The sequence below is a fragment of the Treponema porcinum genome, assembly GCF_900167145.1.
Classification (GTDB): domain Bacteria; phylum Spirochaetota; class Spirochaetia; order Treponematales; family Treponemataceae; genus Treponema_D; species Treponema_D porcinum.
Genome location: NZ_FUWG01000004.1, coordinates 31,446 through 54,113 on the forward strand (window position 1 = coordinate 31,446; position 22,668 = coordinate 54,113).

General features: G+C 43.5%; 20 protein-coding genes and 1 tRNA gene. 11 read left to right on the top strand and 10 right to left on the bottom strand.

What is annotated here, in order from left to right; all coding sequences use genetic code 11:
• Positions 1–21: 21 nt before the first annotated feature.
• Positions 22–621 (bottom strand): dTDP-4-dehydrorhamnose 3,5-epimerase, encoded by a 600-nt coding sequence (rfbC, locus tag B5D55_RS03070; protein ID WP_078932532.1) that lies wholly within the window; start codon positions 619–621, stop codon positions 22–24.
• 167 nt (positions 622–788) lie between these two features.
• Positions 789–1,853 carry a mannose-1-phosphate guanylyltransferase/mannose-6-phosphate isomerase gene (locus B5D55_RS03075; protein WP_078932533.1) on the bottom strand — a complete coding sequence of 355 codons (1,065 nt, stop codon included), beginning with the start codon at positions 1,851–1,853 and terminating at the stop codon, positions 789–791.
• A gap of 303 nt (positions 1,854–2,156) precedes the next feature.
• Between B5D55_RS03075 and B5D55_RS03080 the strand changes: the two genes are divergently transcribed.
• Positions 2,157–2,228, top strand: a tRNA-Val gene (locus B5D55_RS03080).
• Positions 2,229–2,244: 16 nt separating this feature from the next.
• Here the strand turns inward: B5D55_RS03080 and B5D55_RS03085 are convergent.
• Together B5D55_RS03085 and B5D55_RS03090 are read right to left on the bottom strand one after the other, a co-directional pair.
• Positions 2,245–2,979, bottom strand: coding sequence for a histidine phosphatase family protein (locus tag B5D55_RS03085; protein WP_078932534.1), 735 nt, complete (start codon positions 2,977–2,979; stop codon positions 2,245–2,247).
• A gap of 66 nt (positions 2,980–3,045) precedes the next feature.
• Entirely contained in the window at positions 3,046–3,996 is a 951-nt protein-coding gene (locus tag B5D55_RS03090; RefSeq protein WP_143593172.1) for an AraC family transcriptional regulator, read from the bottom strand.
• A gap of 116 nt (positions 3,997–4,112) precedes the next feature.
• Here B5D55_RS03090 and B5D55_RS03095 point away from each other — a divergent pair, with 116 nt between their 5' ends.
• A complete protein-coding gene (locus B5D55_RS03095) occupies positions 4,113–5,468 on the top strand; it encodes an MATE family efflux transporter (protein ID WP_078932536.1) in 1,356 nt (451 codons plus the stop codon).
• Between the two features lie 187 nt (positions 5,469–5,655).
• On the opposite strand, the gene B5D55_RS03100 is transcribed toward B5D55_RS03095, so the two are convergent.
• Positions 5,656–5,976: a helix-turn-helix domain-containing protein gene (locus tag B5D55_RS03100; protein ID WP_159446141.1), complete on the bottom strand. Its 321-nt coding sequence runs from the start codon at positions 5,974–5,976 to the stop codon at positions 5,656–5,658.
• Between the two features lie 161 nt (positions 5,977–6,137).
• Here B5D55_RS03100 and B5D55_RS03105 point away from each other — a divergent pair, with 161 nt between their 5' ends.
• Positions 6,138–6,488, top strand: a complete 351-nt coding sequence (locus tag B5D55_RS03105) for a hypothetical protein (RefSeq protein ID WP_078932538.1) — start codon at positions 6,138–6,140, stop codon at positions 6,486–6,488.
• Positions 6,489–6,637: 149 nt separating this feature from the next.
• Here the strand turns inward: B5D55_RS03105 and gpmI are convergent, their stop codons facing one another.
• Complete coding sequence (gene gpmI, locus B5D55_RS03110) at positions 6,638–8,299, bottom strand: 2,3-bisphosphoglycerate-independent phosphoglycerate mutase (protein WP_078932539.1); 1,662 nt, start codon at positions 8,297–8,299, stop codon at positions 6,638–6,640.
• A gap of 295 nt (positions 8,300–8,594) precedes the next feature.
• Between gpmI and panB the strand changes: the two genes are divergently transcribed.
• From panB to B5D55_RS03150, 8 genes are all read left to right on the top strand, one after another.
• Positions 8,595–9,350 (top strand): 3-methyl-2-oxobutanoate hydroxymethyltransferase, encoded by a 756-nt coding sequence (gene panB / locus B5D55_RS03115; protein ID WP_078932540.1) that lies wholly within the window; start codon positions 8,595–8,597, stop codon positions 9,348–9,350.
• Between the two features lie 28 nt (positions 9,351–9,378).
• Positions 9,379–10,143, top strand: coding sequence for a pantoate--beta-alanine ligase (gene panC, locus B5D55_RS03120; protein ID WP_078932541.1), 765 nt, complete (start codon positions 9,379–9,381; stop codon positions 10,141–10,143).
• A gap of 3 nt (positions 10,144–10,146) precedes the next feature.
• A complete protein-coding gene (locus B5D55_RS03125) occupies positions 10,147–10,707 on the top strand; it encodes a flavoprotein (protein WP_078932542.1) in 561 nt (186 codons plus the stop codon).
• 151 nt (positions 10,708–10,858) lie between these two features.
• On the top strand, positions 10,859–11,515 hold the full coding sequence (locus B5D55_RS03130; protein WP_078932543.1) for a phosphopantothenoylcysteine decarboxylase domain-containing protein: 657 nt from the start codon (positions 10,859–10,861) through the stop codon (positions 11,513–11,515).
• Positions 11,516–11,534: 19 nt separating this feature from the next.
• Complete coding sequence (locus B5D55_RS03135) at positions 11,535–12,305, top strand: type III pantothenate kinase (RefSeq protein WP_078932544.1); 771 nt, start codon at positions 11,535–11,537, stop codon at positions 12,303–12,305.
• 129 nt (positions 12,306–12,434) lie between these two features.
• Positions 12,435–14,108 (top strand): murein biosynthesis integral membrane protein MurJ, encoded by a 1,674-nt coding sequence (gene murJ, locus B5D55_RS03140; protein ID WP_078932545.1) that lies wholly within the window; start codon positions 12,435–12,437, stop codon positions 14,106–14,108.
• Between the two features lie 84 nt (positions 14,109–14,192).
• Positions 14,193–15,341, top strand: coding sequence for a M24 family metallopeptidase (locus B5D55_RS03145; RefSeq protein ID WP_078932546.1), 1,149 nt, complete (start codon positions 14,193–14,195; stop codon positions 15,339–15,341).
• A 263-nt stretch (positions 15,342–15,604) separates the two neighbouring features.
• A complete protein-coding gene (locus B5D55_RS03150; RefSeq protein WP_159446142.1) occupies positions 15,605–16,414 on the top strand; it encodes an amidohydrolase family protein in 810 nt (269 codons plus the stop codon).
• Positions 16,415–16,457: 43 nt separating this feature from the next.
• Here the strand turns inward: B5D55_RS03150 and pflA are convergent, their stop codons facing one another.
• The 4 genes from pflA to B5D55_RS03170 form a co-directional block, all read right to left on the bottom strand.
• Positions 16,458–17,204 carry a pyruvate formate-lyase-activating protein gene (gene pflA / locus B5D55_RS03155; RefSeq protein ID WP_078932548.1) on the bottom strand — a complete coding sequence of 249 codons (747 nt, stop codon included), beginning with the start codon at positions 17,202–17,204 and terminating at the stop codon, positions 16,458–16,460.
• Positions 17,205–17,333: 129 nt separating this feature from the next.
• Entirely contained in the window at positions 17,334–19,631 is a 2,298-nt protein-coding gene (gene pflB, locus B5D55_RS03160) for a formate C-acetyltransferase (protein ID WP_078932549.1), read from the bottom strand.
• Between the two features lie 376 nt (positions 19,632–20,007).
• Complete coding sequence (locus tag B5D55_RS03165; RefSeq protein WP_078932550.1) at positions 20,008–21,378, bottom strand: MATE family efflux transporter; 1,371 nt, start codon at positions 21,376–21,378, stop codon at positions 20,008–20,010.
• A gap of 62 nt (positions 21,379–21,440) precedes the next feature.
• Positions 21,441–22,637 carry a CobW family GTP-binding protein gene (locus tag B5D55_RS03170; protein ID WP_078932551.1) on the bottom strand — a complete coding sequence of 399 codons (1,197 nt, stop codon included), beginning with the start codon at positions 22,635–22,637 and terminating at the stop codon, positions 21,441–21,443.
• Positions 22,638–22,668: the final 31 nt, after the last annotated feature.

Consider the following 22,668-nt stretch of genomic DNA (forward strand, 5'->3'; position numbering starts at 1 on the left):
TCCCCGTAAAAAATCTATATATTATTTACCAATCCATCTGGCATTCATATCAAAATACAAGCCGTTTCTGTCAAATGCAGGGTGCTTTCCGTCTTTTTCGCTTAAAAGAGGCGTTACCTCTGGCGCAACAGCCTTCCAGTCAATACCGATTTCCGGGTCATTCCACATAAGTCCGCCTTCGCCTTTAGGGTCATAAAAATCAGTGCATTTATAGGCGAATACGGCAGAGTCGCTAAGAACGTAAAAACCGTGCGCAAAGCCTTCCGGAATGTAAAACTGGTTCTGTTTTTCAGAATCAAGCACAACGCCGTAATACTTTCCGAATGTCGGAGAACCGCAGCGAAGGTCAACGGCAACGTCATACACGCGTCCGCTTACAGCGCGCACAAGTTTTCCCTGCGGATGCGCCGTCTGAAAATGAAGTCCGCGAAGGACACCTTTTGAAGAAGATGACTGATTATCCTGAACAAATTTCATCGTAAGTCCTGCAGCAAAAAAATCTTTTTCGCTGTACACCTCAAAAAAATAGCCGCGGGGGTCGCCGAAAACTTTTGGCTGAATTTCAAAAAGTCCGGCAATCTCAACACCGCCGGAAAAACATTTATTAAAGGAAAAAGGCATATAAACTCCATTTAAAAAGCGAGGTCAGTATACCACATTCAGAGTAAATATGCTAGAAAAAAAGCAATGCAGAAAATAATGCAGGAAGCAACAGAAAAAGATTGAAAAATTACAGTTTGCCGGACAGAAAACATTTCTTCCTGTCCGGAGGAAAAGAATTTACGGTGCTATACGCCCTCATATTCGCGGCGTTTCATTTCTTCCGCGATTTTCTTTACGTCCTGAATTTTTCCTTTTGCGGCAATAAGAACGGCATCATCGGAATCAACTATGACAATATTATCAAGACCGATTACAGCAACGGTGCGTTTTCCTGCGTGAATGTAAGAGTCGGTAGTATCAAGGGAAATGACATCACCCTTAGAAACGTTACCGTTCTTGTCCTTCTGCTGAATCTCCCAAAGTGCAGTCCAGGAACCAACATCATTCCACCCTGCATTAAGCTTAACGACCTTGCCCTTTTTTGTTTTTTCCATAACGGCATAGTCGATTGAATCACCTTTTATTTTCTCGAACGAAGCTTTATCAAGGCGGACAAAATCGGATTCTACAAGTGCATTTTCAAAAGACGCCGCAGAAAGATTGTACATTTCAGGCGCAAACATTTTCAGTTCTTCAAGAAAAACAGATGCCTTGAAAACGAACATTCCGCTGTTCCAGCTGTATTCTCCGCTTGCAAGATATTCCTGCGCTTTCTCAAAGCACGGTTTTTCCACGAATTTTTCAAGCGTATATGCACCGTCCGCCTCTTCCCCTGCTGTTTTTACATAGCCATAGCCGGTAGCGGCAAATGTCGGAACAATTCCGAACGTTACAAGAAATCCTTTCTGCGCCTGTTCTGCGGCAGTCATTACTGCTTTCTGGAACGCCGGCACATCAGAAATTACGTGGTCGCTCGGAAGAATTATTACAACTGCATCCCTGTCATTTTGCATTGCAGCACAGCAGGCGGCGGCAATTGCAGGCGCTGTATTTTTTGCAACCGGTTCAAGCAAAATGCGCGGTTTTTCGCTGCAAACCTCGCCAATCTGTTCCGCCACAAGAAAACGGTGCGCATCGTTGCAGGAAACAATCGGCGCAGAAAGATTAAGTCCGTTCAGACGAAGAAGAGTCTCCTGAATCATCGTTTTATTGCTTACAAGAGGCAGAAACTGTTTAGGGTGATTTCCCCAAGACAACGGCCAGAGGCGAGTTCCGCTTCCGCCGCTCAAAATTACAGGTGTAATTGTCATTAACTTCTCCAAATAAATTTAAACAAATAGAAAAAAATAGATAATGCAAGTATATCACTAACTGACTTTTAAGGAAACACTGAATAAATCCTATTGAGAATTTTTCAGTATTTCCCTTGACTTTAGCTAATTGTCCGTAAGTCAATGACTTAAGGCAATTTGACAGGAAGTGCTGAGTAATCGCTTCAAGTGTTAATCAGCACTTCCTTAGGAACAGGGGAAGGTCAAATCTTATGCAGGATGTTTTTCCTGTTCTATTGATTAAAACTACCCTTTTATTCTATAGTAGAAACATCACATTCAGCACGATTAACTCAGGGGTAGAGTGCCACCTTCACACGGTGGAAGCCGTTGGTTCAAATCCAACATCGTGCAAAAGTTCCATTCCGTTCTAGCGGTAGACCGCAGCAAGATTATCCGTATACAGTTCATCAGGCATAAAATTCAGCGTTTCATCAGCCCAGCGGACAACAGTATCTGTCTGAACGTCAAACGTAAAGGAATAAAGACAGCAGTTGTAGTTCTTCTGACGCGGAAAATCCGCTCCTCGTCTGTTCATTTCGCGGACAACGGAATTCATAATTCCGCCGTGACAGACAACAAGAACATCCCCGGACGTATCAGAAATCAAACTGTCTATAAATAACGAAATCCTCTCGTCAGCCTTCGACTCCCTTTCATTTTCAAGACGCCAAGGAAAGCGCATTTTCTTTGGAATGACTGCTCCTGGAAAATTCTGCTTTATTTCCTTTTTTGTAAGGCATTTTTTTGTCGTACGAACCGGCTGCGAGGCATTTTTCAGCCCCGTAACTTCCTGACAAGCAGGCTCAACAGTCATTTTTTCCGCACCGAACCGAGTGCAGGCAACCGCAGCCGTTTCAAGAGTCCTGTAATACGGCGAAACAAGCACCGTTCCGTCAAAACCAATTTTTTTCAGGTAATCGCCAAGCGCCTCTGCCTGAGCAATACCGTTCGGCATAAGCCTGTCTTCCGTACAGTTTTTGAACGCAATCTGATAACGCAAGTCGCCGCGCTGACCATGCCGCGCAAAATAAAACGTCCGCTCCTGTGAAAACGCGCAGAGCGAAACAAAAAGCATAATGCAAAAAAGAACAATCTTTCTCATAACATTCAGTGTATCACGGGCAGACGGAATTGTACATTTTTTTATGACGACAACTGCAGCACCTCATCATCGAGAAATACTGTCATTCCGCCGTAATTTATTCCGCTTTCTGTATTCAGACGGCGGACAGCCGAACTTCCGCTGGAACAAGTGAATAAAATACGAAATGTTTTCAAAGCCGTTTTCAAAGGCGATGTCAGTAACTGTTCCTGACGATGACAAAAGCTGCTCGCCTGCGGACTCAAGGCGGTAATCATTTACGTACTGAACAAAACTCATTCCCGTTTCTTTGCGGAAAATGCGCATAAAGCGGCTTGCAGAAAGCGCGCACAGAGATGCGGCATCTTCTACGGTTATTCGCGAGGAAAAATGTTCTTCCACATACGAAAGAATTTTTTTAAGGCGCTTTGCCCTGTTTTTTGAAGATGCGCTTTCGTCAGCAGAAAGAACTTCGCCATTAATAAGATGCATAATTTCAAAAAGGCGCGCTTTTACAAGAAGAGCACTCTCAGACAAATCTTTTTCCCAAAGGCCGCAAAGTTCCTTTACAAGCGGAAAAAGAACGTCGTTTAACGTAGAGCCTTTTTTGTGGTGATACGATTTTAAGTGCGCGCCATCAAGAAACGCAGAAAAAAAACGGCGGCTACAGAATGAGTCAGGATTTTCTTCCAAAAGCGAAATTGAAAAAAGAATGTTGTAGTATGCAATGCAGTCATCGCCGTTTTGCAAAATTGAATGAACTGCTCCCGGTGGAATAAGAACGATGTCTCCCTCACAGCACAAAAAACGGCTTCCCTGCACCGTAACAATTCCAGTTCCGTAACTTACAAAAATAATTTCAAATTCATCGTGCCAGTGAAGCGGAAAACCGTCAAGCCATTCTGGAATCCGGCCGTGGTATACCACAAAAGGGAAAGTCTTTTTTCCGTGAGATGCCGTTTCGCGCAAAGAAGAACGGCGTGAAAATTCACTTTTTCTCTGATGGATGTCACGGTCTTTTTTCTGTTCATCATTCATTTTTTCATTATACGGTTGTATTTTCCGTTCAGCAATAAAAAAAAACGCACGTTTTGTGTTATTATTACGCGCTTTTTGCACAAGATTTTTAATCAAAGCGCACTTATTCTGTTAGTATGATGAACAAAGATTTTAAGCGCCAGTTAAAAGAAATTGCATTGCCTGTAACAATTCAGTGCCTTATGCAGTCATCGCTGTCGCTCATTGACCAGATTATGATAGGGAGCCTGGGTAGCGAAAGCATCGCAGGCATCGGACTTGCCGGAAAATTTACGTCGCTGTATTCGGTTACGCTTGCAGCAGTCGTAACGGTAGCAGGAATTCTTATTGCCCAGTACCGCGGCGCAAAGGACGACAAAGGAGTAAGCGACAGCTTTTTCTTTCCGTTTTATTTTGCGCTCATTCTGACGGCATTTTTTTCCGTGCTTTCGTTATGTGCGCCGGAAAGCATAATGGGGATTTATTCAAACGATGCAAGCACAATCGAAAAAGCCGCCGTCTACTTAAAATGGCGCAGTGCAGAATACCTTCCGTCCGCAGTAACGCTTTTTGTTTCTACAATGCTTCGCAATATGAACAGGGCAAAGCTTCCGGCAGCGGCAGGAGTTGCGGCGATTATTTCAAACACTGTGCTGAACTGGCTTTTGATTTTCGGAATCGGGATTTTTCCGCGGATGGAAGCCGCAGGAGCAGCACTTGCAACTTCACTTTCGCGCTGTCTTGAAATGGCAATCGTCCTTGTTCTTTTTATAAAGGAAAAGAAAGCTCAGGACGTTTACCTCAAACCTGCCCTGCACTTTTCAAAGGAATTCATCAAGAAGGCTGTGGAAATTCTCGTTCCCATTCTAATCGGGGAATTTTTGTGGTCGCTGGGTGAAAATATGTATGCAGTCATCTATGGTCATTTGGGAACTGAACCTTGCGCTGCAATGACGCTGATGTACCCTATTCAGGGAATTGCAATCGGTGCGCTCTGCGGTATTTCTTCTGCAGCAGGAATCATCACTGGTAATTCGCTTGGTGCAAACGATGAAGAAAAAGCATGGAGTCAGGCACTTGATTTTGTGCGCCTTACTGTAATTTCTGGAATTGCAATCGGTGTTATCGTCTGCGCGCTTTCTCCGTTCTACGTAAAGCTTTTCAACGTTGCGCCTGAAACACGCGTTGTAACAGTAAAAATATTGATTGCGTTTGCGCTTGTGTTTACTGCAAAAGTATTCAACATGGTTGTTGGCGGCGGAGTTCTGCAAAGCGGCGGTCAGACAAAATTTATGACGGCGGTGAACATCATCGGCACATGGGGATTCGGCGTTCCGCTCGGATTCATAAGTGCTTATGTGTTCCGCCTTCCAATTTGGTGGGTGTACTTTATCCTTTCGCTTGAGGAATACGTACGCCTTGTAATAAGCGTATGGCTTTTACACTCGCGCAAATGGATGAGAAACGTAACGGTGAAGGAGCAGGAAGAATAGCATAGAAAATCAAGTATACGTAAAAGAAGCCGGATTTTGCAAATAATGTAGTGCAGTTTCCGGCTTTTTTTTGAACGGACAAATTTCTTTTCTATCAAAAAAACTATATTATAGAAGAAAACGCAGCATTTTTTTATACTTTCAGTATGAGTAAAAACAAGTTCGGCTTGCATAAAAAAACTTTTCTTTATGTTAAATATGTTTCTCCAAATTCATTCAATGCTTTTTTCTGATATTCGACTAAATTTTTTATCAGTGTAATTGAAAACTCTCGGTTTTGATTTTCGGATTCTTCTGTAGAAAATAAATACGAAACTTCAACTTCTAACGCAGATGCAATTTTTGCAAGCGTATCTGGATACGGCCATTTTATGCTTTGTTCAATGGAACTGATGAATGGAAGTGAAATATCTGCTTTTTCTGCCAAAAGTGCCTGTGAATAACCTTTCTGAGTCCTGAGTTTTTTTATATTTCTTGCAAGCGTACTTCTTACTTCTTCACCTGTCATAATAATCCTCTTAGATATAAATATTATCCTGTTAGAGTTATTCATTTACAAATATCTGTTAGTATTGTAAAATAGTACGAATAGTATTATTTATAATACTTGCAGTAATTTCATTAGGAAACATCTGCAAAATAAAAAGTTTTCATAATATAGGAGTGTTTATGAGAAAACATTTTGAAAAATGGCTCATGCTTATTTTAAGCGGTGTCTTTTTATTTTTTGTCATGGGTTGTGCTGCTGAATCCAGTGGCGGTTCATCAGACGGTGGTTCTTCTTCAAAATCAATTACAGTTACATATGTAGATGAATCCGGAAATGTTTTAGATTCAAAGAAATCTACGACATGGATTATATTAGATTATAAAAAAACAGGTTATATTTCTATTGTGGCTGCTGCAAGAAAATTGGCAGAGCTGATGTACACTCTGTTGAAAAATGGTACATCATATGAAAAAAGAGCCTCCGCGTCAGTTAAGCAGCTGGCAGCAGAAGCCCTTGCAACAGCCAGTTAATTATTGGAATCAGGAACTACATGGTATTGACAAATATCATAGGAGTTTAGCATGACAAAGTGTGAAGTTCTGCGTGACAATATGTTCCGTTCTTAAAAAAAATGACCAGCATATCTGTAATACACTGGTCATTATCTAAAACTTAAGTTTTATTTCAAGTTAATCATAGATTTATCATAATCGCTTGGTGGAACAAAGCCCATCAACTGAATCAATGTTGCAGGCCAGCTTGAAATACCGAGTCCTTCGTTCAGTTTTGTCTGGTCGTATTCGCCTTTGTATTCAGGGTCATAGATAATTCCTGGAACAGGATTCAGGCTGTGGGAAGTTTTTGCTTTCGGTTCGCCGTTTTTGTCCATCTTTACGCTGCCGTCTTTTGCGTGTTCGTACATATCGTCTGAGTTTCCGTGGTCTGCAGTAAGACACAAGATTCCGCCGGCTTCTTCGATTGCAGCCTTAAGGCGTCCAAGCTGTAAATCCATTCCTTCCATAGAACAGCATACGGCATTGAAAACTCCAGTGTGTCCTACCATGTCGCCGTTAGGATAGTTCAGGCGGATGTGGTCGTATTTTCCGCTTTTGATTGCTTCGATTACTTTATCTGTGATTTCAGCACATTTCATCCAAGGACGCTGCTCAAACGGAACTGTGTCAGACGGAACTTCTACATAGTCTTCAAGTTTTTCGTCGAATTTGCCGGATTTATTTCCGTTAAAGAAGTAAGTTACATGTCCGTATTTTTGTGTTTCTGAAATTGCCAGAAGCTTTACACCTGTTTTTGTAAGGTATTCACCCATGGTGCGGTCGATTGTCGGCGGATTTACAAGATACTGATGCGGAACGTGAGCATCTCCGTCGTATTCCATCATGCCGGCATATTCACAGGCAGGAACACGCTTTCTGTCAAAATGAGGGAAGTCTGCGCCTGATTCAAAGGCAGAAGTTATTTCAAGAGCACGGTCTCCGCGGAAGTTGTAAAGAATTACAGAGTCTCCGTCTTCAACTGTTCCGACAGGTTTTCCGTCTTTTGCAATTACAAATTCGTGCATGTCCTGGTCAAGAAGACCTGCCTGTTCTGTACGGTAAGTTTCAATAGCCTTTGTTGCAGATTCAAACTGACGACCTTCGCCAAGAACGTGGGCATACCATCCGCGCTGAACCATCGGCCAGTCTGCGTTATAGCGGTCCATAGTGATGAACATTCGTCCGCCACCTGATGCAATCTGATAGTCAGAATCTGTGTATGAAGCAAGTTTTTCTTCAAGCGGAGTTACAAAAGTCAATGCAGAAGTTGGGTCAACGTCGCGTCCGTCAAGCAGTGCATGAACGCGGATTTTTTTTACGCCTTCTTTGTGAGCCTGTTCAACCATTGCATAAAGATGGTCGATGTGAGCGTGAACATTCCCGTTTGAAACAAGACCGATAAAGTGAAGGGTAGAATTTTTTGCCTTTACATTTGCAATAAGTTTCTTCCATGTTTCACCTTCATACATAAGCCCTGACGAAATTGATTCTGAAACAAGTTTAGCACCCTGAGCAAAAACGCGGCCGCAGCCGATTGCGTTGTGTCCGACTTCGCTGTTTCCCATATCATCATCGCTCGGGAGACCGACTGCCGTTCCGTGAGCCTTAAGCTTTGTATGCGGACAGTTTGCCGTAAACCAGTCAAGATATTTCATCCGGCTTGCTTTTACGGCATCTCCTTCCTCGTATTTTCCATATCCAACGCCATCCATAATCACAAGAACGACAGGACCACGACGACCTTTCCAGTTAGGATTTTTTTCCAAAGAATGCATTGTATCTGCCATTTATTAAACCTCTTTTACGCTTTCAATATACTGAATTTCCGCCGCTTTTACAATGCAGATAACATACGGCAAAAAGAGACTTTATAGGGGGGGGGTACTCCCTTAATGTATTTTGTCATTCCTTGACTTTTTGCGGCACATTCATACAATGATTTTTTGAACAGTGATTCCGTCGGAACATTGATTCATCTGGTTTTACCATAATCTGACTTTGTCAGCGCGGGGGAAAACGCGATACTTCTTAAAAAAGAAATTTCCGCCTAAAAAAACAGACTTGATCTTCAGGACAGGTACTATGACTACTCTCGATTTTTCCATCCGGAAAAAAGAACATCACCCTATTTCTATGGTTACGTGCTACGATTCAACATTCGCCAGACTAGTGAATGAATCTGACGTAGACTGCATTCTTATCGGCGACAGCCTTGCAATGGTCATTCACGGAGAAAACACCACCATTCCGGCTACAATTGATATGATGGAAATGCACACAAAAGCCGTGCGAAAGGGCGCACCTGACAAATTTATCGTAGCTGACATGCCGTTTCTTGCAACGCGAAAGGGGCTTTCGTATGCGGTAGAATGTGCCGGCCGTCTTTTATGCGCTGGGGCAAACGCCGTAAAAATCGAACGCATAAGCACGCAGAAAGAAACGATTTCCTATCTTGTAGAGTCCGGCATTCCGGTAATGGCGCATCTTGGGCTTACGCCGCAGTTTTATAATACGCTCGGCGGACATAAGCGGCAGGGAAAAACTGACACTGAGGCAGAAAGAATTAAAAAGGAAGCGCAGCTTGCCGTAGAATGCGGCTGTTTTTCCGTGCTTTTAGAGTGCATTCCGCCGGAAATTGCCGCGGACATTACAAATTCAATAGACGCTGCGACAATCGGAATTGGCTGCGGCGACGGAACGGACGGACAGGTGCTTGTACTCCACGATATGCTGGGACTTACGGAATGTGCGCCTAAATTCGTTACAAAATATATGGAAGGTGCCGCACTTGTAAAAGATGCGCTTAATCAGTATGCCGCAAAAGTTGCCGCACATTAAATTTTTATAAAATACAGGAAAGCTTAAAATGAAAATTATACATACACCGGAAGAATGGAAAAAAATCAGGAGCGGCATTGCTTCTGACAAAAAAATCGGATTCGTTCCTACAATGGGCGGGCTTCATAACGGACATCTTTCGCTTGTGCAAAAATGCCACAAAGAAAACGACATCTCCGTAGTAAGCGTCTATCTGAACCCTACGCAGTTCAACGACAAGAACGACCTTCTAACCTACCCTGCAAATTTTGAGGACGATTCGGCACTTCTTGAAAAAGCTGGAGTTGACTATCTGTTTGCACCGGACTACAGCGCAATGTACCCGGACGGCTACACCTACAAGGTAATTGAAACTGATTTCAGTCAGAAGCTGTGCGGCGCAAAACGTCCCGGTCATTTTGACGGCGTTCTTACCATAGTAATGAAGCTTTTTAACATCATACGTCCGCAGAATGCGTATTTTGGAGAAAAAGATTTCCAGCAGTATGTCTTGCTTGACGGAATGGTAAAGGCATTTTTTATGGATATACATCTTGTTCCATGTCCGATTGTACGCGAAGAAAACGGTCTTGCAATAAGTTCGCGGAACAGAAAACTCAGCGAAAAAGGACTTGCTGCTGCACCAAAACTTCACGAAATCCTTGAAAACGAGTCTTCCCTTGAACAGAAAAAAAACGAACTTGAAAGTTCCGGCTTTACTGTTGACTACATCACCGAACATAACGGCCGTCTGTATGCGGCAGCTTTTCTTGAAGGCGTCCGCCTTATAGACAACATTCCGCTGAAGGGGTAAAAAATGAGCAATATTCTTCTATATGTTAGCGGTTCAATTGCGTGCTACAAAGCGTGCGCGCTAATCAGTCTTCTTACAAAGGAAAAACATTCTGTAAAAGTAGTTGCCTCAGAAAGTGCGCTTTCTTTTGTAGGAAAAGCGAGTTTTGAAGGTCTTAGCCAAAACAAAGTGTACACTGACATTTTTGACAACGAGGATGAACCAATAGCGCACATCACCCTGCCGCAGAAATGGGCGGACGTAATAATCGCGTATCCGGCAAGCGCAGACGCAATAAACAAACTTGCAGCCGGAATTGCAGACAATCTTTTCGGCGCAATATGTCTTGCAAATAATTATCAAAAACCGCTTCTTATTGCGCCGGCAATGAACACGATGATGTTCGCACATCCGTCCGTACAGTCTTCCCTGCAAAAACTGCGCGACTGGGGAACAGTCATTCTTCCGTGCGGAAAAGGACATCTTGCCTGCGGAACAAACGGCGACGGAAGGCTTCTTGAGCCGGAAGAAGCGCTTTCCTACATTCATTCCGCGCTTGAAGGAGCACAAGATAAAATCCGCTGAAACAGGCGTTTTTTATCTATATAAAAATTGCAAACATCTTTATTTTCTGCACATTCGCCGGAAACTTGCGTTTCAAGTCTTTCATCGCGGAGTGCTTAAAAAGTCATTCGATTGCTGAAACAGTTTTCCTGACTTTTACGGGAGAAGAAAAATGAACATTCTGATTACAGGAGGCGGCTGCGAAGAGGCGATAGATTCGGTTCGGAGCGTCTGTAACTTTTCCACCGGAAAAACAGCCTGCAAAATCGCAAGCACCCTTTTAAGCACAAAGCCTTCAATAAAAATAACTGCAATTATGGCAGAAAAGGCAGAAAAGCCGGAAGGCTGTACTGTACGGACATTCCGCTCGTTTTCAGACCTTGAACATATTTTAAAGGAAGAATGTACAGCCGGTTCGTACGATGCCGTAATTCACGCTGCGGCAGTCAGCGACTATTCGCCGGAAGCAGTCATCATCGACGGAAAGGAATATCCGGTCGGCTCGATTCAAAAAATCAGTTCGGAAAAAAGCCTTCTTATCAAAATGAAGAAGAACCCAAAACTAATCGAGTCTATAAAATCGTGGACAGGAAAAAACTGCACTCTGGTGGGCTTTAAGCTGACTTCAAACGCAACTCGCAAAGAGCAGGAAACTGCCGTAGCAAAAATGTTTTCCGCAGAAAATCCGCCGGACTTAGTTGCTGCAAACGACTTGTCCCTGATAACGCCGGATTTTCACCCGTTCCGCCTTTACAAAAAAACAGGACTTGCTACAGAGTGCTCTTCCATAGAAAGTATGTGCGGACATATTCTTCGCATTATGATATGATAAAAAGCAGGAAAGAAAAATGATACTGACAATCGACGTAGGAAATACAACTATTCAGGGAGGACTTTTTGAAGGCGAAAAACCAGTTCTTCAGTTCCGCCGCTCTACAAACGCATCGCTCAGCTCGGACGAACTGGGGCTTTTTCTCCGTGACGTCATCCGCCTGAACGGTTTTGACCATACGAAAGTTTCCAGAATTGCCTGCTGCAGCGTCGTTCCTGCAATCAACCATTCGCTCTCAAATGCGTTCATTAAATATTTTGGAAAAGAAGCGCTGTTCATACAGGCAGGAATAAAAACCGGTCTTAAGCTAAAATATTCAAATCCAAAGGAAATCGGCGCAGACAGAATAGCGGCGGCAATCGGCGCAATCGCCATCAAAAAAGACACTGACCTTATCATTGTTGATATGGGAACTGCAACGACGGTTGATGTTGTTTCGGCAGACAGGGAATATTCAGGCGGTGCAATCATTCCTGGAATAGGTATGTCCGTTCATTCGCTTGCAGACGGAACGGCGCAGCTTCCGAGCGTAGAGGTAAAACAGCCTGAAAAAATCTGCGGAACGTCAACGATTGAGGCAATTCAGTCCGGCATTTTCTTCGGACAGGCAGGTGCAATCCGGGAACTGTGCGTACTTTTTGAAAAAAATGTTTTTGGCGGAAAACGCCCTTACGTCATCGGAACAGGCGGCTTTGCGCGTCTTTTTGAAAACCACGGCATTTTTGACCAGATTGTGCCGGACTTAGTCCTGCGCGGTCTTCTTACGGCGCTTTCGCTGAACGCATAAAAGAATGATTTTCTGTCCTGCGTTCTGAGGCAAGCATTTTATCCGGCCGCCTGTAAAATTATTTTCAGGGCAGCCGAATAACCGCCGATATAATTGAAGAAAATCAGTATCTAAAGTATTCTGTAGTCTATGAAAAAAACAAACGGAACAAACGCGCAGCAGAACGGCGCAAAACATACATCTTTATTAAAATCCGGAATACTGCTTTCGGTGATGACTTTTGCATCGCGCATTATGGGACTTATCCGCGAAATGACAAAAGCCGCCTTTCTTGGAACAAGCGCGTATGCCGACGCGTTCGGAATTGCATTTATGATACCGAACCTCTTTCGCCGGCTGTTCGCGGAAAACAGCATTTCAGTCGCCTTCATTCCTACGTTCCGCGGCTACCTTGAAGACTGTACCGACGGCGAATCCCGCAAAAAAACGCAGGAATTCGTTTCTGCAACGCTTACGCTCGTTTCGTTTCTTACCGCCTGCGTAACAGTCCTTGGCATTATTGCCGCGCCACTTATCGTTCCGCTTTTCTACAGCGGCAGTACGGACTCTGCCATTCTTGCAGAAACAGCTTTTCTTACGCGGATAATGTTTCCGTATCTTTTTGTAATTTCTGCGGCGGCTTTTTTTCAGGGAATTCTGAACGGATGCAACATTTTTGCACCTTCTGGTTTTACGCCAGTCCTTTTTAACGGAATTGTAGTCCTCATAACCTATATTCTTACGCCGCAGCTCCCGAATCCGGAAAACCTTCCGCAGGAGGCACTTGCCGCACGCGCAATGAGTTTCGGAGTTCTTACAGGCGGCTGTTTTCAGGCGCTGTTCCAGTGGCCGTTCGTAAAAAAGACCGGCTGGAAAACGACGCTCACAGGTCTTCGCAAGGCGTTTACAAATCCCGGAACAAAAAAAGTCGTTGCCCTCATCGTTCCTACAATAATCGGAATGGCGGCATACCAGCTGAACGACCTTGTTTCAACAGCACTCGCCGGAAAAGTCGGAACAGGTACTGTAAGTTCCCTTCAATATTCGCTCCGCCTTCAGGAACTTATTTTGGGAATATTCGCCGTATCAATCGGAACGGTCATTCTTCCAGACCTTTCGGGACTTGCAAAAAAACAGCAGTGGGAAGAATTCAACAGAATGCTCCTTCAGGCAATAAACATCATCGCGCTGATTACAATTCCTGTTACGTTCTACTCGCTTGTCTGCGGAAAAGACATAATTTCTCTTGTCTATAAAACAAAAAATTTCACCGGACAGTCAGTCCTTATGACGCTTGAAGTGTTCCGCTTTCACATTATAGGACTGTTTTTTATTGCAGTGAACAGGATTATTTCACCGGCATTCTATGCGCAGGGGAACACAAAACTTCCTACACTTGCAGGAATAATCTGCTTTACGGTGAACATCGCTCTTGTCCTGATACTTGCATTCCCGCTCAAGGGAGCCGGAATTGCGTTTTCGCTTACGGCGGCAAGCCTTGTAAATACAGTGTTTCTGTTCATCTTTATGAACAAAATGCATGGAATGCAAGCTGCTACAATCGCAAAAAAAATGATTATATTTATTATAAGAATGATTTGCTTTTCGGTGATTGCAGCGTGTCCTGTGTATTTTGTGCGTCCGTACATTCTGCGTGCATTCAGCGGATTCTCAAACAGGCTTATTGTTTACGGCATTCCCGTACTCATTACAGCGCTTATATTCGCAATTACAGGAATTGTGCTTCTCGTTCTTTTTAAGGATGAAACTGCATATTCAATCACAAGAAAAATAAAAAACAGAAGACAAAATAAACAGAACTAAGGAAACACTGAATAAATCCTATTGAGGATTTTTCAGTGTTAACCTTGAATGTAGCAAATACAGTTTTCATAAAGGCGGAAAAAAATGAAAGAACCAACACAAGAAGAATTCAATCAGCTATACAAAAAACGCAGGCAGAAAGCCGTTGATTATCTTACGGAAAATCAAATCGGAGCAGCTGTGTTTATTGATTCGGAAGCTCATCGCGAACCGGCAATACGTTATTTGACTGGACACACAAGCGATGCAGTCCTGATTATTTTTGAAAACGGAAAAAATGTCCTCATTCCCTGGGATGAAATTCTTGCCAGAAAACAGGCATTCTGCGACAAGCTTATTCCGTATACGAAATACAAGAACAGCGAACTTCAGGCAGTTCAGGCAAACCTGAACGCGGCAAAAGGCATCCGCAATATGAAAGTGGAACTTCCGCCGTACATTACTTATCCCGATTTTCTTTCATTCATAGATGCGCTTCCGCAGTGGGACGTAAGATGCAAACAGACCGGCATTCATCAGTACATTGTAGAACAGCGAATGATAAAAGACGAATACGAAATCGCCTGTACAAAAGAAGCTGCGCGAATAGGCGACCTTATCATCGAAAAAATCGAGCAGGAAATAAAATCCGGTGCAATACGGACGGAAACAGACGTTGCGCTTTTAATAGAGCGTGAACTCAGGCTGAACGGCTGCGAGCGCACCGGTTTTGATACGCTTGCGGCAGGTCCTGCGCGAAGCTGGGCAATCCATGCATTCCCAGGCTATACGTCAGGCGAATGGCCGGGAAACGGTCTTTCAATCCTTGACTTTGGCGTTGTGTACAATGGTTATACAAGCGACACGACGCTTACGGTTGCAAAAGGACCGCTTTCTCCTCAGCAGGAAAAACTTTTGAACTTAGTACAGGCTGCCGCCGACGAATGCCTACTCCTTTACAAAAAAGACATTCCTGTAAAGGACGCTGCTGAAAGGGCAGACGGCATTTTTGCGGCGGCGAAACGGAAAATGCCGCATACGCTCGGACACGCAATCGGACTTGAGATACACGAATATCCGCGCGTAAGTTCTAAAATGACGGAAGACGTTGTGTTCAAGCCGGGAATGATTGTTACGCTCGAACCGGGACTGTATGACGAGCAGCTGGGCGGAGTCCGCCTTGAAAATGACGTTCTGATTACAGAAACCGGAAACGAAGTAATAACTCATTCAAAAATCCTGCGCATTGAATAAAACGCAGAAAATCAGTACCGTACACCATTGCACGGCACACAGTCTTTTTCAGGAACTGGAGAGTGTAATAAAAACCTTGCCTGAAATAGCGTCAAAGTTTTTATTCACAAGTTCGCGTTGCGAACTTCCTTATCAACTGCTGTTCCCGCTGGAAGCTTGCGATGCGAGTTCATTTCATTGCGGAACAGCGTAAAAATCAAATCGGAAGTTGTCAGGAAGCTTTGCTTCCGACCTTCCTCATTGACTTTTCACGGGAGGAACTTATGATTATTGATACTCATATTCACATAGGCGGAAAAGCCGGAACTTTTGATATGAAAGAAAGTGACGTTCTGTATGCAATACAGACGTACCACATAGACAAGGCGATTGTATCAAATGCAGACTCGCTTGAATTTGATGCAAATCACGTCATTCTGCCGGAAAAACTGCAGGTTTCCCAGTACAATTCTAATGTCCGTATGATAAATTTTGCCCGGAACAACAGTTCCCGGCTGTATGCTGCGGCCTGGATAAAACCAAACACAGAACGCCTCGACAAGCAGTTTTCAGAACTTCTAGAGCGCAATCTGGATATTGTAAAGGCAATAAAGGTACATCCGTTCTATTCTGCACTTGCTTTCAACAATGAAAAAATGTACGAATACATTGAACTTGCCAGAAAACTAAATCTTCCGATGATTACGCATACTGCAAACGATAAGTTTTCCAACCCGGAACTTGTTTTTGAAATGGCAAAAAAGTACCCAGACGTAAAATTCATTATGGCACATCTGGAACTTGACAGCGACAACAAGCGCGCTACGGAATTATGCGCACAGCTTCCTAACCTGTACGCAGACACCGCCTGGGTTTCGCTGGACAGCGCAATTTCTTTCATAAAAAAATGCGGAAGCGAAAAACTGCTTTTCGGAAGTGACACGCCTATAGACGGCAGGGATACGTACCTTAAGAACAAAGAAGGAAAGCGCTCAATTTACCAGGACTATTTCTTTGAACTTGAAAAATGCATTTCCCCTGCCGAATACGAAAACGTAATGTATAAAAACGCACAGCGGATTTTTTCACTATAAAACCACTGTCATCAGAGCCTGCTGTCTGCCAGCGCAGACAGCACTAGTTTTTCCAGCCGTCGTATTCAGCACATTCAAGGATTTTGCGGGCGTTCTGAACGCGCTCTGCGGTCGGAGAATTCGTATCTTTAAGGACATAATCAATTCCCAAATCCTTGTATTTCATTGCGCCAAGTCCGTGGTACGGAAGAACCTCTACGCGCTGAACATTGCCCAGCGTCCGTATAAAATCGCGAGTCTGGATAAGATATTCATCATTGTCGGTAATTCCCGGAACAAGAACGTGGCGTATCCAGACAGGTTTATTGATTTCATCAAGATAGCGGAACATCTCGATAATATTCTTTCCTGTATGACCAGTCAGCTTTATATGCTCTTCTTCGTTGATATGCTTTATATCCATTAAAAGAACATCAGTAACGTTCATCAGCCGCTTAAATTTTTCAAACCATTCGCCTTCTCTGGTAAACGGTCCGCCGGCAGTGTCTATGCAGGTATTTATTCCCCGCTCCTTTGCGTTTGTAAAAAGTTCCAGCAGAAAGTCAATCTGAGCCAGAGGTTCACCGCCAGACACAGTAATTCCGCCTTTTGTTCCCCAGTACTCGCGGCAGGTTATTGCTTCGTCTAAAAGTTCGTCCGCCGTATACTGCTTTCCTTTCATCATATCCCAGGTGTCAGGATTGTGGCAGTATTTGCACCGGAGCGGACAGCCGGCAAAAAAAATTATAAACCGGATACCAGGTCCGTCCACAGAGCCGAACGATTCCAGCTGATGTATATAGCCTTTCATTTTTTTATCCTCAATGCGTTTCTAACAGTCTAACTGTCTAACTGTCAGCAAAAAAAAGCGCCCTTGCAGATTGCTCCGCAAAGGCGTTTTCATTTCAGTACAAGGACGGATTACCGTCCCTGAAACCAACTACAGGCTTGCGTGGCAGGTGCGGGCAATAACATCGTCCTGCTGCTCTTTTGTAAGGTTGATAAAGCGTACTGCATAACCAGAAACGCGTACTGTGAAGTTTGCATATTCCGGCTTTTCAGGATGAGCCTGGCAGTCCTTGAGCTTTTCAACGCCGAATACATTTACGTTCAGGTGATGAGCACCCTTGTCAAAGTATCCGTCCATAACGCTTACAAGGTTAGAAATGCGCTCTTCTTCATCGTGTCCGAGTGCATTCGGGTTGATTGTCTGCGTATTTGAAATTCCGTCCAAAGCATATTTGTAAGGAACTTTTGCAACAGAGTTCAGAGATTTTACGAGACCCTTTGTTTCTGCACCGTAAGAAGGGTTAGCTCCCGGTGAGAACGGCTCGTGAGCCTTGCGTCCGTCAGGAAGCGCGCCAGTAGCCTTTCCGTATACAACATTTGAGGTAATTGTAAGGATTGAAGTAGACGGTTCTGCATTGCGGTAAGTCGGCTGCTTCTTGATTTTTGCCATAAAGTCCTTCAAAAGCCATACGGCAATCTCGTCTGCACGGTCATCATCCTGACCGTAGCGAGGGAAATCACCTTCAATAACAAAGTCGCTTGCAAGACCGTGGTCATCGCGGACAACCTTAACTTTTGCATATTTGATTGCAGAAAGTGAATCTACAACGTGACTGAAGCCGGCAATACCAGTTGCGAATGTGCGGCGAACATCTGTATCGATGAGAGCCATCTCAGCAGCTTCGTAGTAGTATTTGTCGTGCATATAATGGATTGCATTCAATGTATTTACATAAAGTTTTGCAAGCCATTCAAGCATAACATCGTACTTGCGCATAACTTCATCGTAATCAAGATATTCAGAAGTAATCGGAGCAAGTTCCGGTCCGACCTGTACATACGGTGTAAGACCTGCACCTTCGTCCTTTCCGCCGTTGATAGCGTAAAGTAATGCCTTTGCAAGGTTTGCGCGAGCACCAAAGAACTGCATTTCCTTTCCTGTCTGTGTTGCAGAAACGCAGCAGCAGATTGAATAGTCATCACCCCAGATAGGACGCATAACATCATCGTTCTCATACTGGATTGAAGAAGTATCAATAGAAATCTTCGCAGCATATTTGCGGAAGTTTTCAGGAAGACGTTTTGAATAAAGAACTGTGATGTTCGGCTCTGGAGAAGGTCCCATATTCTCAAGTGTATGGAGGAAGCGGAAGTCATTTTTAGTAACCATATCGCGTCCGTCCTGACCGAGACCTGCAACTTCAAGAGTAGCCCAGATAGGATCACCTGAGAACAGCTGGTTGTAAGATTCAATGCGCGCAAAGCGAACCATGCGGAACTTCATTACGATGTGGTCAACAAGTTCCTGAGCCTTTTCCTCTGTAAGGATTCCTTTCTTAATATCGCGTTCGATGTAAATGTCGAGGAATGTAGAAATGCGTCCTACAGACATTGCAGCACCGTTCTGTGTCTTGATTGCAGCAAGATAACCGAAGTACAGCCACTGAAATGCTTCTTTTGCAGTCTTAGCAGGTTTTGAAATATCATAGCCGTAAATTGCAGCCATAGCTTTCATTCCCTTAAGAGCCTTAATCTGCTCAGAAATTTCTTCGCGCTGGCGGATAATATCTTCAGACATTGTTCCGTTTCCGCAATTAAGCTTGTCCTGTTCCTTCTGCTCAATAAGGTAGTCAATACCGTAAAGGGCAACGCGGCGGTAGTCACCTACGATGCGTCCGCGTCCGTAAGTATCAGGCAATCCTGTAAGAATGTGTGACTTGCGGGCTGCGCGAATCTCTGGTGTATAAACATCGAATACTGCGTCAGAGTGAGTCTTGTGATATTCAGTAAAAATCTTGTGGAGTTCCTTGTTAGATTCGTAGCCGTACATCTGTGTTGACTGCTCAGCCATTTTAATTCCGCCGAACGGCATGAATGCTCTTTTTAGCGGTTTGTCTGTCTGAAGTCCTACAACCTGCTCAAGGTCTTTTCCTTCCGGGCAGATATATCCTGCAGGATGAGCTGTAAGTCCTGTTACAACGTCAGTATCAAGGTCAAGAACACCTGAGCGCTCCTTTCCGTCAAGACCCATACATTTTTTATTATGCTCAGCTTTCTGAAGCTTCTGAAGCTCATCAAACAATTTTTTGGTAGCAGCAGTCGGTCCTGCAAGGAACGAACTGTCACCACTATACTGTGTATAATTGGCCTGGATGAAGTCGCGAACGTTTATTTCGCTTGTCCACAAACCTTTTGGGTTGAATCCTTCCCATTCAGATTTCATTTCCATAATTTAACCCCTTGTAATAAATTTTATCTTTGACGCTTTTATAATACTCCAAAAGATTTTGATTGACAACAAAACATAGTAAAAAAAAACTATATTTAGCGTTTTTTTTCAATTTTTTTTATAAAAAAAGCTACATAAAGCGTAGCAAAAAATCCCCTGAAAATAATGTCTGAATATTTATTCACAGTCAAACACAAAGATAAATAAAATTGCATAAAATTACATTTTTTTAATTTTTGTCAAAATCAAAAATCTCACCTCAAGAGCAAGGTATATTGGTTCTTAAAAGATACAGATTTCAGCGGTTAATGTATTAACCCCTCCGAACGAATAACATCCTGCATGGAAAACTATACAGACCAGCTCCAGAAAAAATTTACTTTACAGGAATAGGCTTTATTTTCTTGATGTATATGCGGCGCATAAAGAAAAGGGACATTCCCACCGACATAAACTCAGCAATAATGAAACACCACCACACGTTGTTTACGTCTCCTGTAAGGGAAAGAAGGTATGCTGCAGGAAGAAATACTACAAGCTGGCGCGCAAATGATACAATCATACTGTACACGGCAGAACCGAACGCTTGAAATACTGACGAAAGGGTAATGGCGATTGCCGCACCCAAAAAGCTTGGAGCAATACGGCGCAGACAATTGCAGCCAAGCTCAACCATTTCATCACTGGCATTAAAAAGGCGGAACAGCCGGTCAGGAAACAGCTCAAAAATAGCGGCACCAAGAAGCATAATGGAAAACGCCATAAGTAAGGCAGCGCGTATTGTATTAGTAATGCGCTTATGATGCTGTGCGCCGTAGTTATAGGCAATAATTGGAACGATTCCGTTATTCAGACCGAACACAGGCATAAAAATAAAACTGTTCAGTTTAAAGTAAACTCCGTAGACGGCAATCGCAGTAGTACTGAATCTTCCAAGAATAATATTTACAAAATACGTAATTACAGAGGTGATTGAACTCAGAAGAATAGAAGGAATACCAATTTTGTAAATATCACAGACAATCTTTAAGCGCGGAATAAGATTTTTAACTTTGAAATGAATGTCCTTGTTGCAGCGGATGTTTAGTATGACAGAAACAAACAGACCTACTATCTGTCCCAGTACTGTAGCAAGAGCCGCTCCCCTGATTCCCATTTTTGGAAAAATACCAATTCCAAAAATCAAAAGAGGGTCAAATATAATGTTAATTACGGCACCTACAATCTGGCTTATCATCGCAAGGAACGTACGTCCGGTAGACTGAAGCAGACGGTCGAACATAGTACCGGCAAACACACCGAATCCCAGGGTTGTTACAATACAAAGATATTCACGTCCATACTCAACAATAGAAAATGATGACGTCTGCGACTGAAGATACGGCATAACGCACGTAAGTCCAAGCACAAAGAATACTGCATAAGTACAGAACGAAAGAAAAACACCGTTCATGGCAAAGTTATCTACAGATTCCTGATCGCGCTGACCAAGTTTCATAGAAAGCATCGCATTTACACCGACGCTCGTTCCTACCGCAAAAGAAATCATAAGATTCTGCACAGGAAATGCAAGGGAAACAGCAGTAAGGGCATCTTCACCTATCTGCGCAACGAAAATACTGTCTACAATATTATACAAAGCCTGAATCAGCATCGAAAATATCATCGGCAGAGACATATTTAAAATCAGCCTGACAACAGGCATAGTACCCATCTTGTTTTCAACAGGAGCAGTATTTGACGGCATAATTTTTATTCCTATTTAAGACCGCCCGGCTTAAGGGCACAGACGGTTATTTTTCATCACGTTCAGTCAAGAAGCGCGTCAAGTTCCCGGCATACTGCATCTTTATCAAGTTTTTGTCCGATAATGCAGAGTTTTATCATACGGTCACCGACTTTTTCATCCCATTCGGCACGGATTTTCGGTTCTGAAGCAAGAACTTCCTCCTGTTCTTTTTTTGAGCAGGAAGCAAGCCACTGACCGGAAGCACCGGCAGAAATCTGGCGGCCGGAAGTTTCAAACACATAAGCCATATTTTCTTCGTCGCTGAACCAAAGAACGCCCTTGCAGCGGATAATGTTACGCGGCCATCTTCCGGCAAATTCTTCAAGCTTGTCACGGTTGAACGGACGGCGGCGGTAATATACGAAATTTCCTATTCCGTATTCATCTTCGTCATCGCCTTCGTGAATATGCTCGTGATGGTGATGTTCGTGTTCGTGTTCATCGTGGTCGTGCTCGTGGTGATGACCGTGTTCATCGTGTTCGTGTTCGTGCTCGTCATCATCGTCATCGTCTTCATCAGCGCGTTCAAGATGACTTACCCAGGCGGCACTTTCAAAAACAGTTTCAAAATCAAAACGCTCTGTGTTCAGAATATTCTCAACTGCAACATCACCGTGACTTGCCTCAATCACCTTTACGTGCGGCTGAAGCGCCTTCACCACCGCGTGAACTTTTTTCATTTCGTCCGCCGTTACAAGGTCTTTCTTGTTAATAATCAGCGTAGAGCAGAATTCAATCTGCTGGACAAGCAGGGACTCAATATCCTCCTCATCCATATCTTTTTTAAGAAGCGTATCGCCGCTGGAAAATTCGTCCACCAGACGCTTTGCGTCAACAACGCTTACAACGTTGTCGAGCCGTCCGTTACGAATCTGCTCAATCGCCTGTGCAATCGGCATAGGTTCGCAAACGCCGCTTGCTTCAATCAGAATGTAGTCAAAGCGTTTCTGTGCAATAAGATTTTCAATCTGCTGTACAAGATCAGACTTGAGCGTACAGCAGATACAGCCGTTCTGAAGACCAACTATGCTGCTTGTGTCGGTGATGTTTGCGCCTTTTGCAATCAGGCTTTCATCAACGTTTATTTCACCGATATCATTTACGATAACGGCAACTTTGTATCCTTTCTGGTTGGTAAGAACTTTGTTCATCAAAGTCGTTTTGCCGGCACCAAGATACCCGCACAAAAGGGTAATCGGAGTTAATGATTTTGACATTGTATTGTACCTCGAAAAAAATAAAATGCGA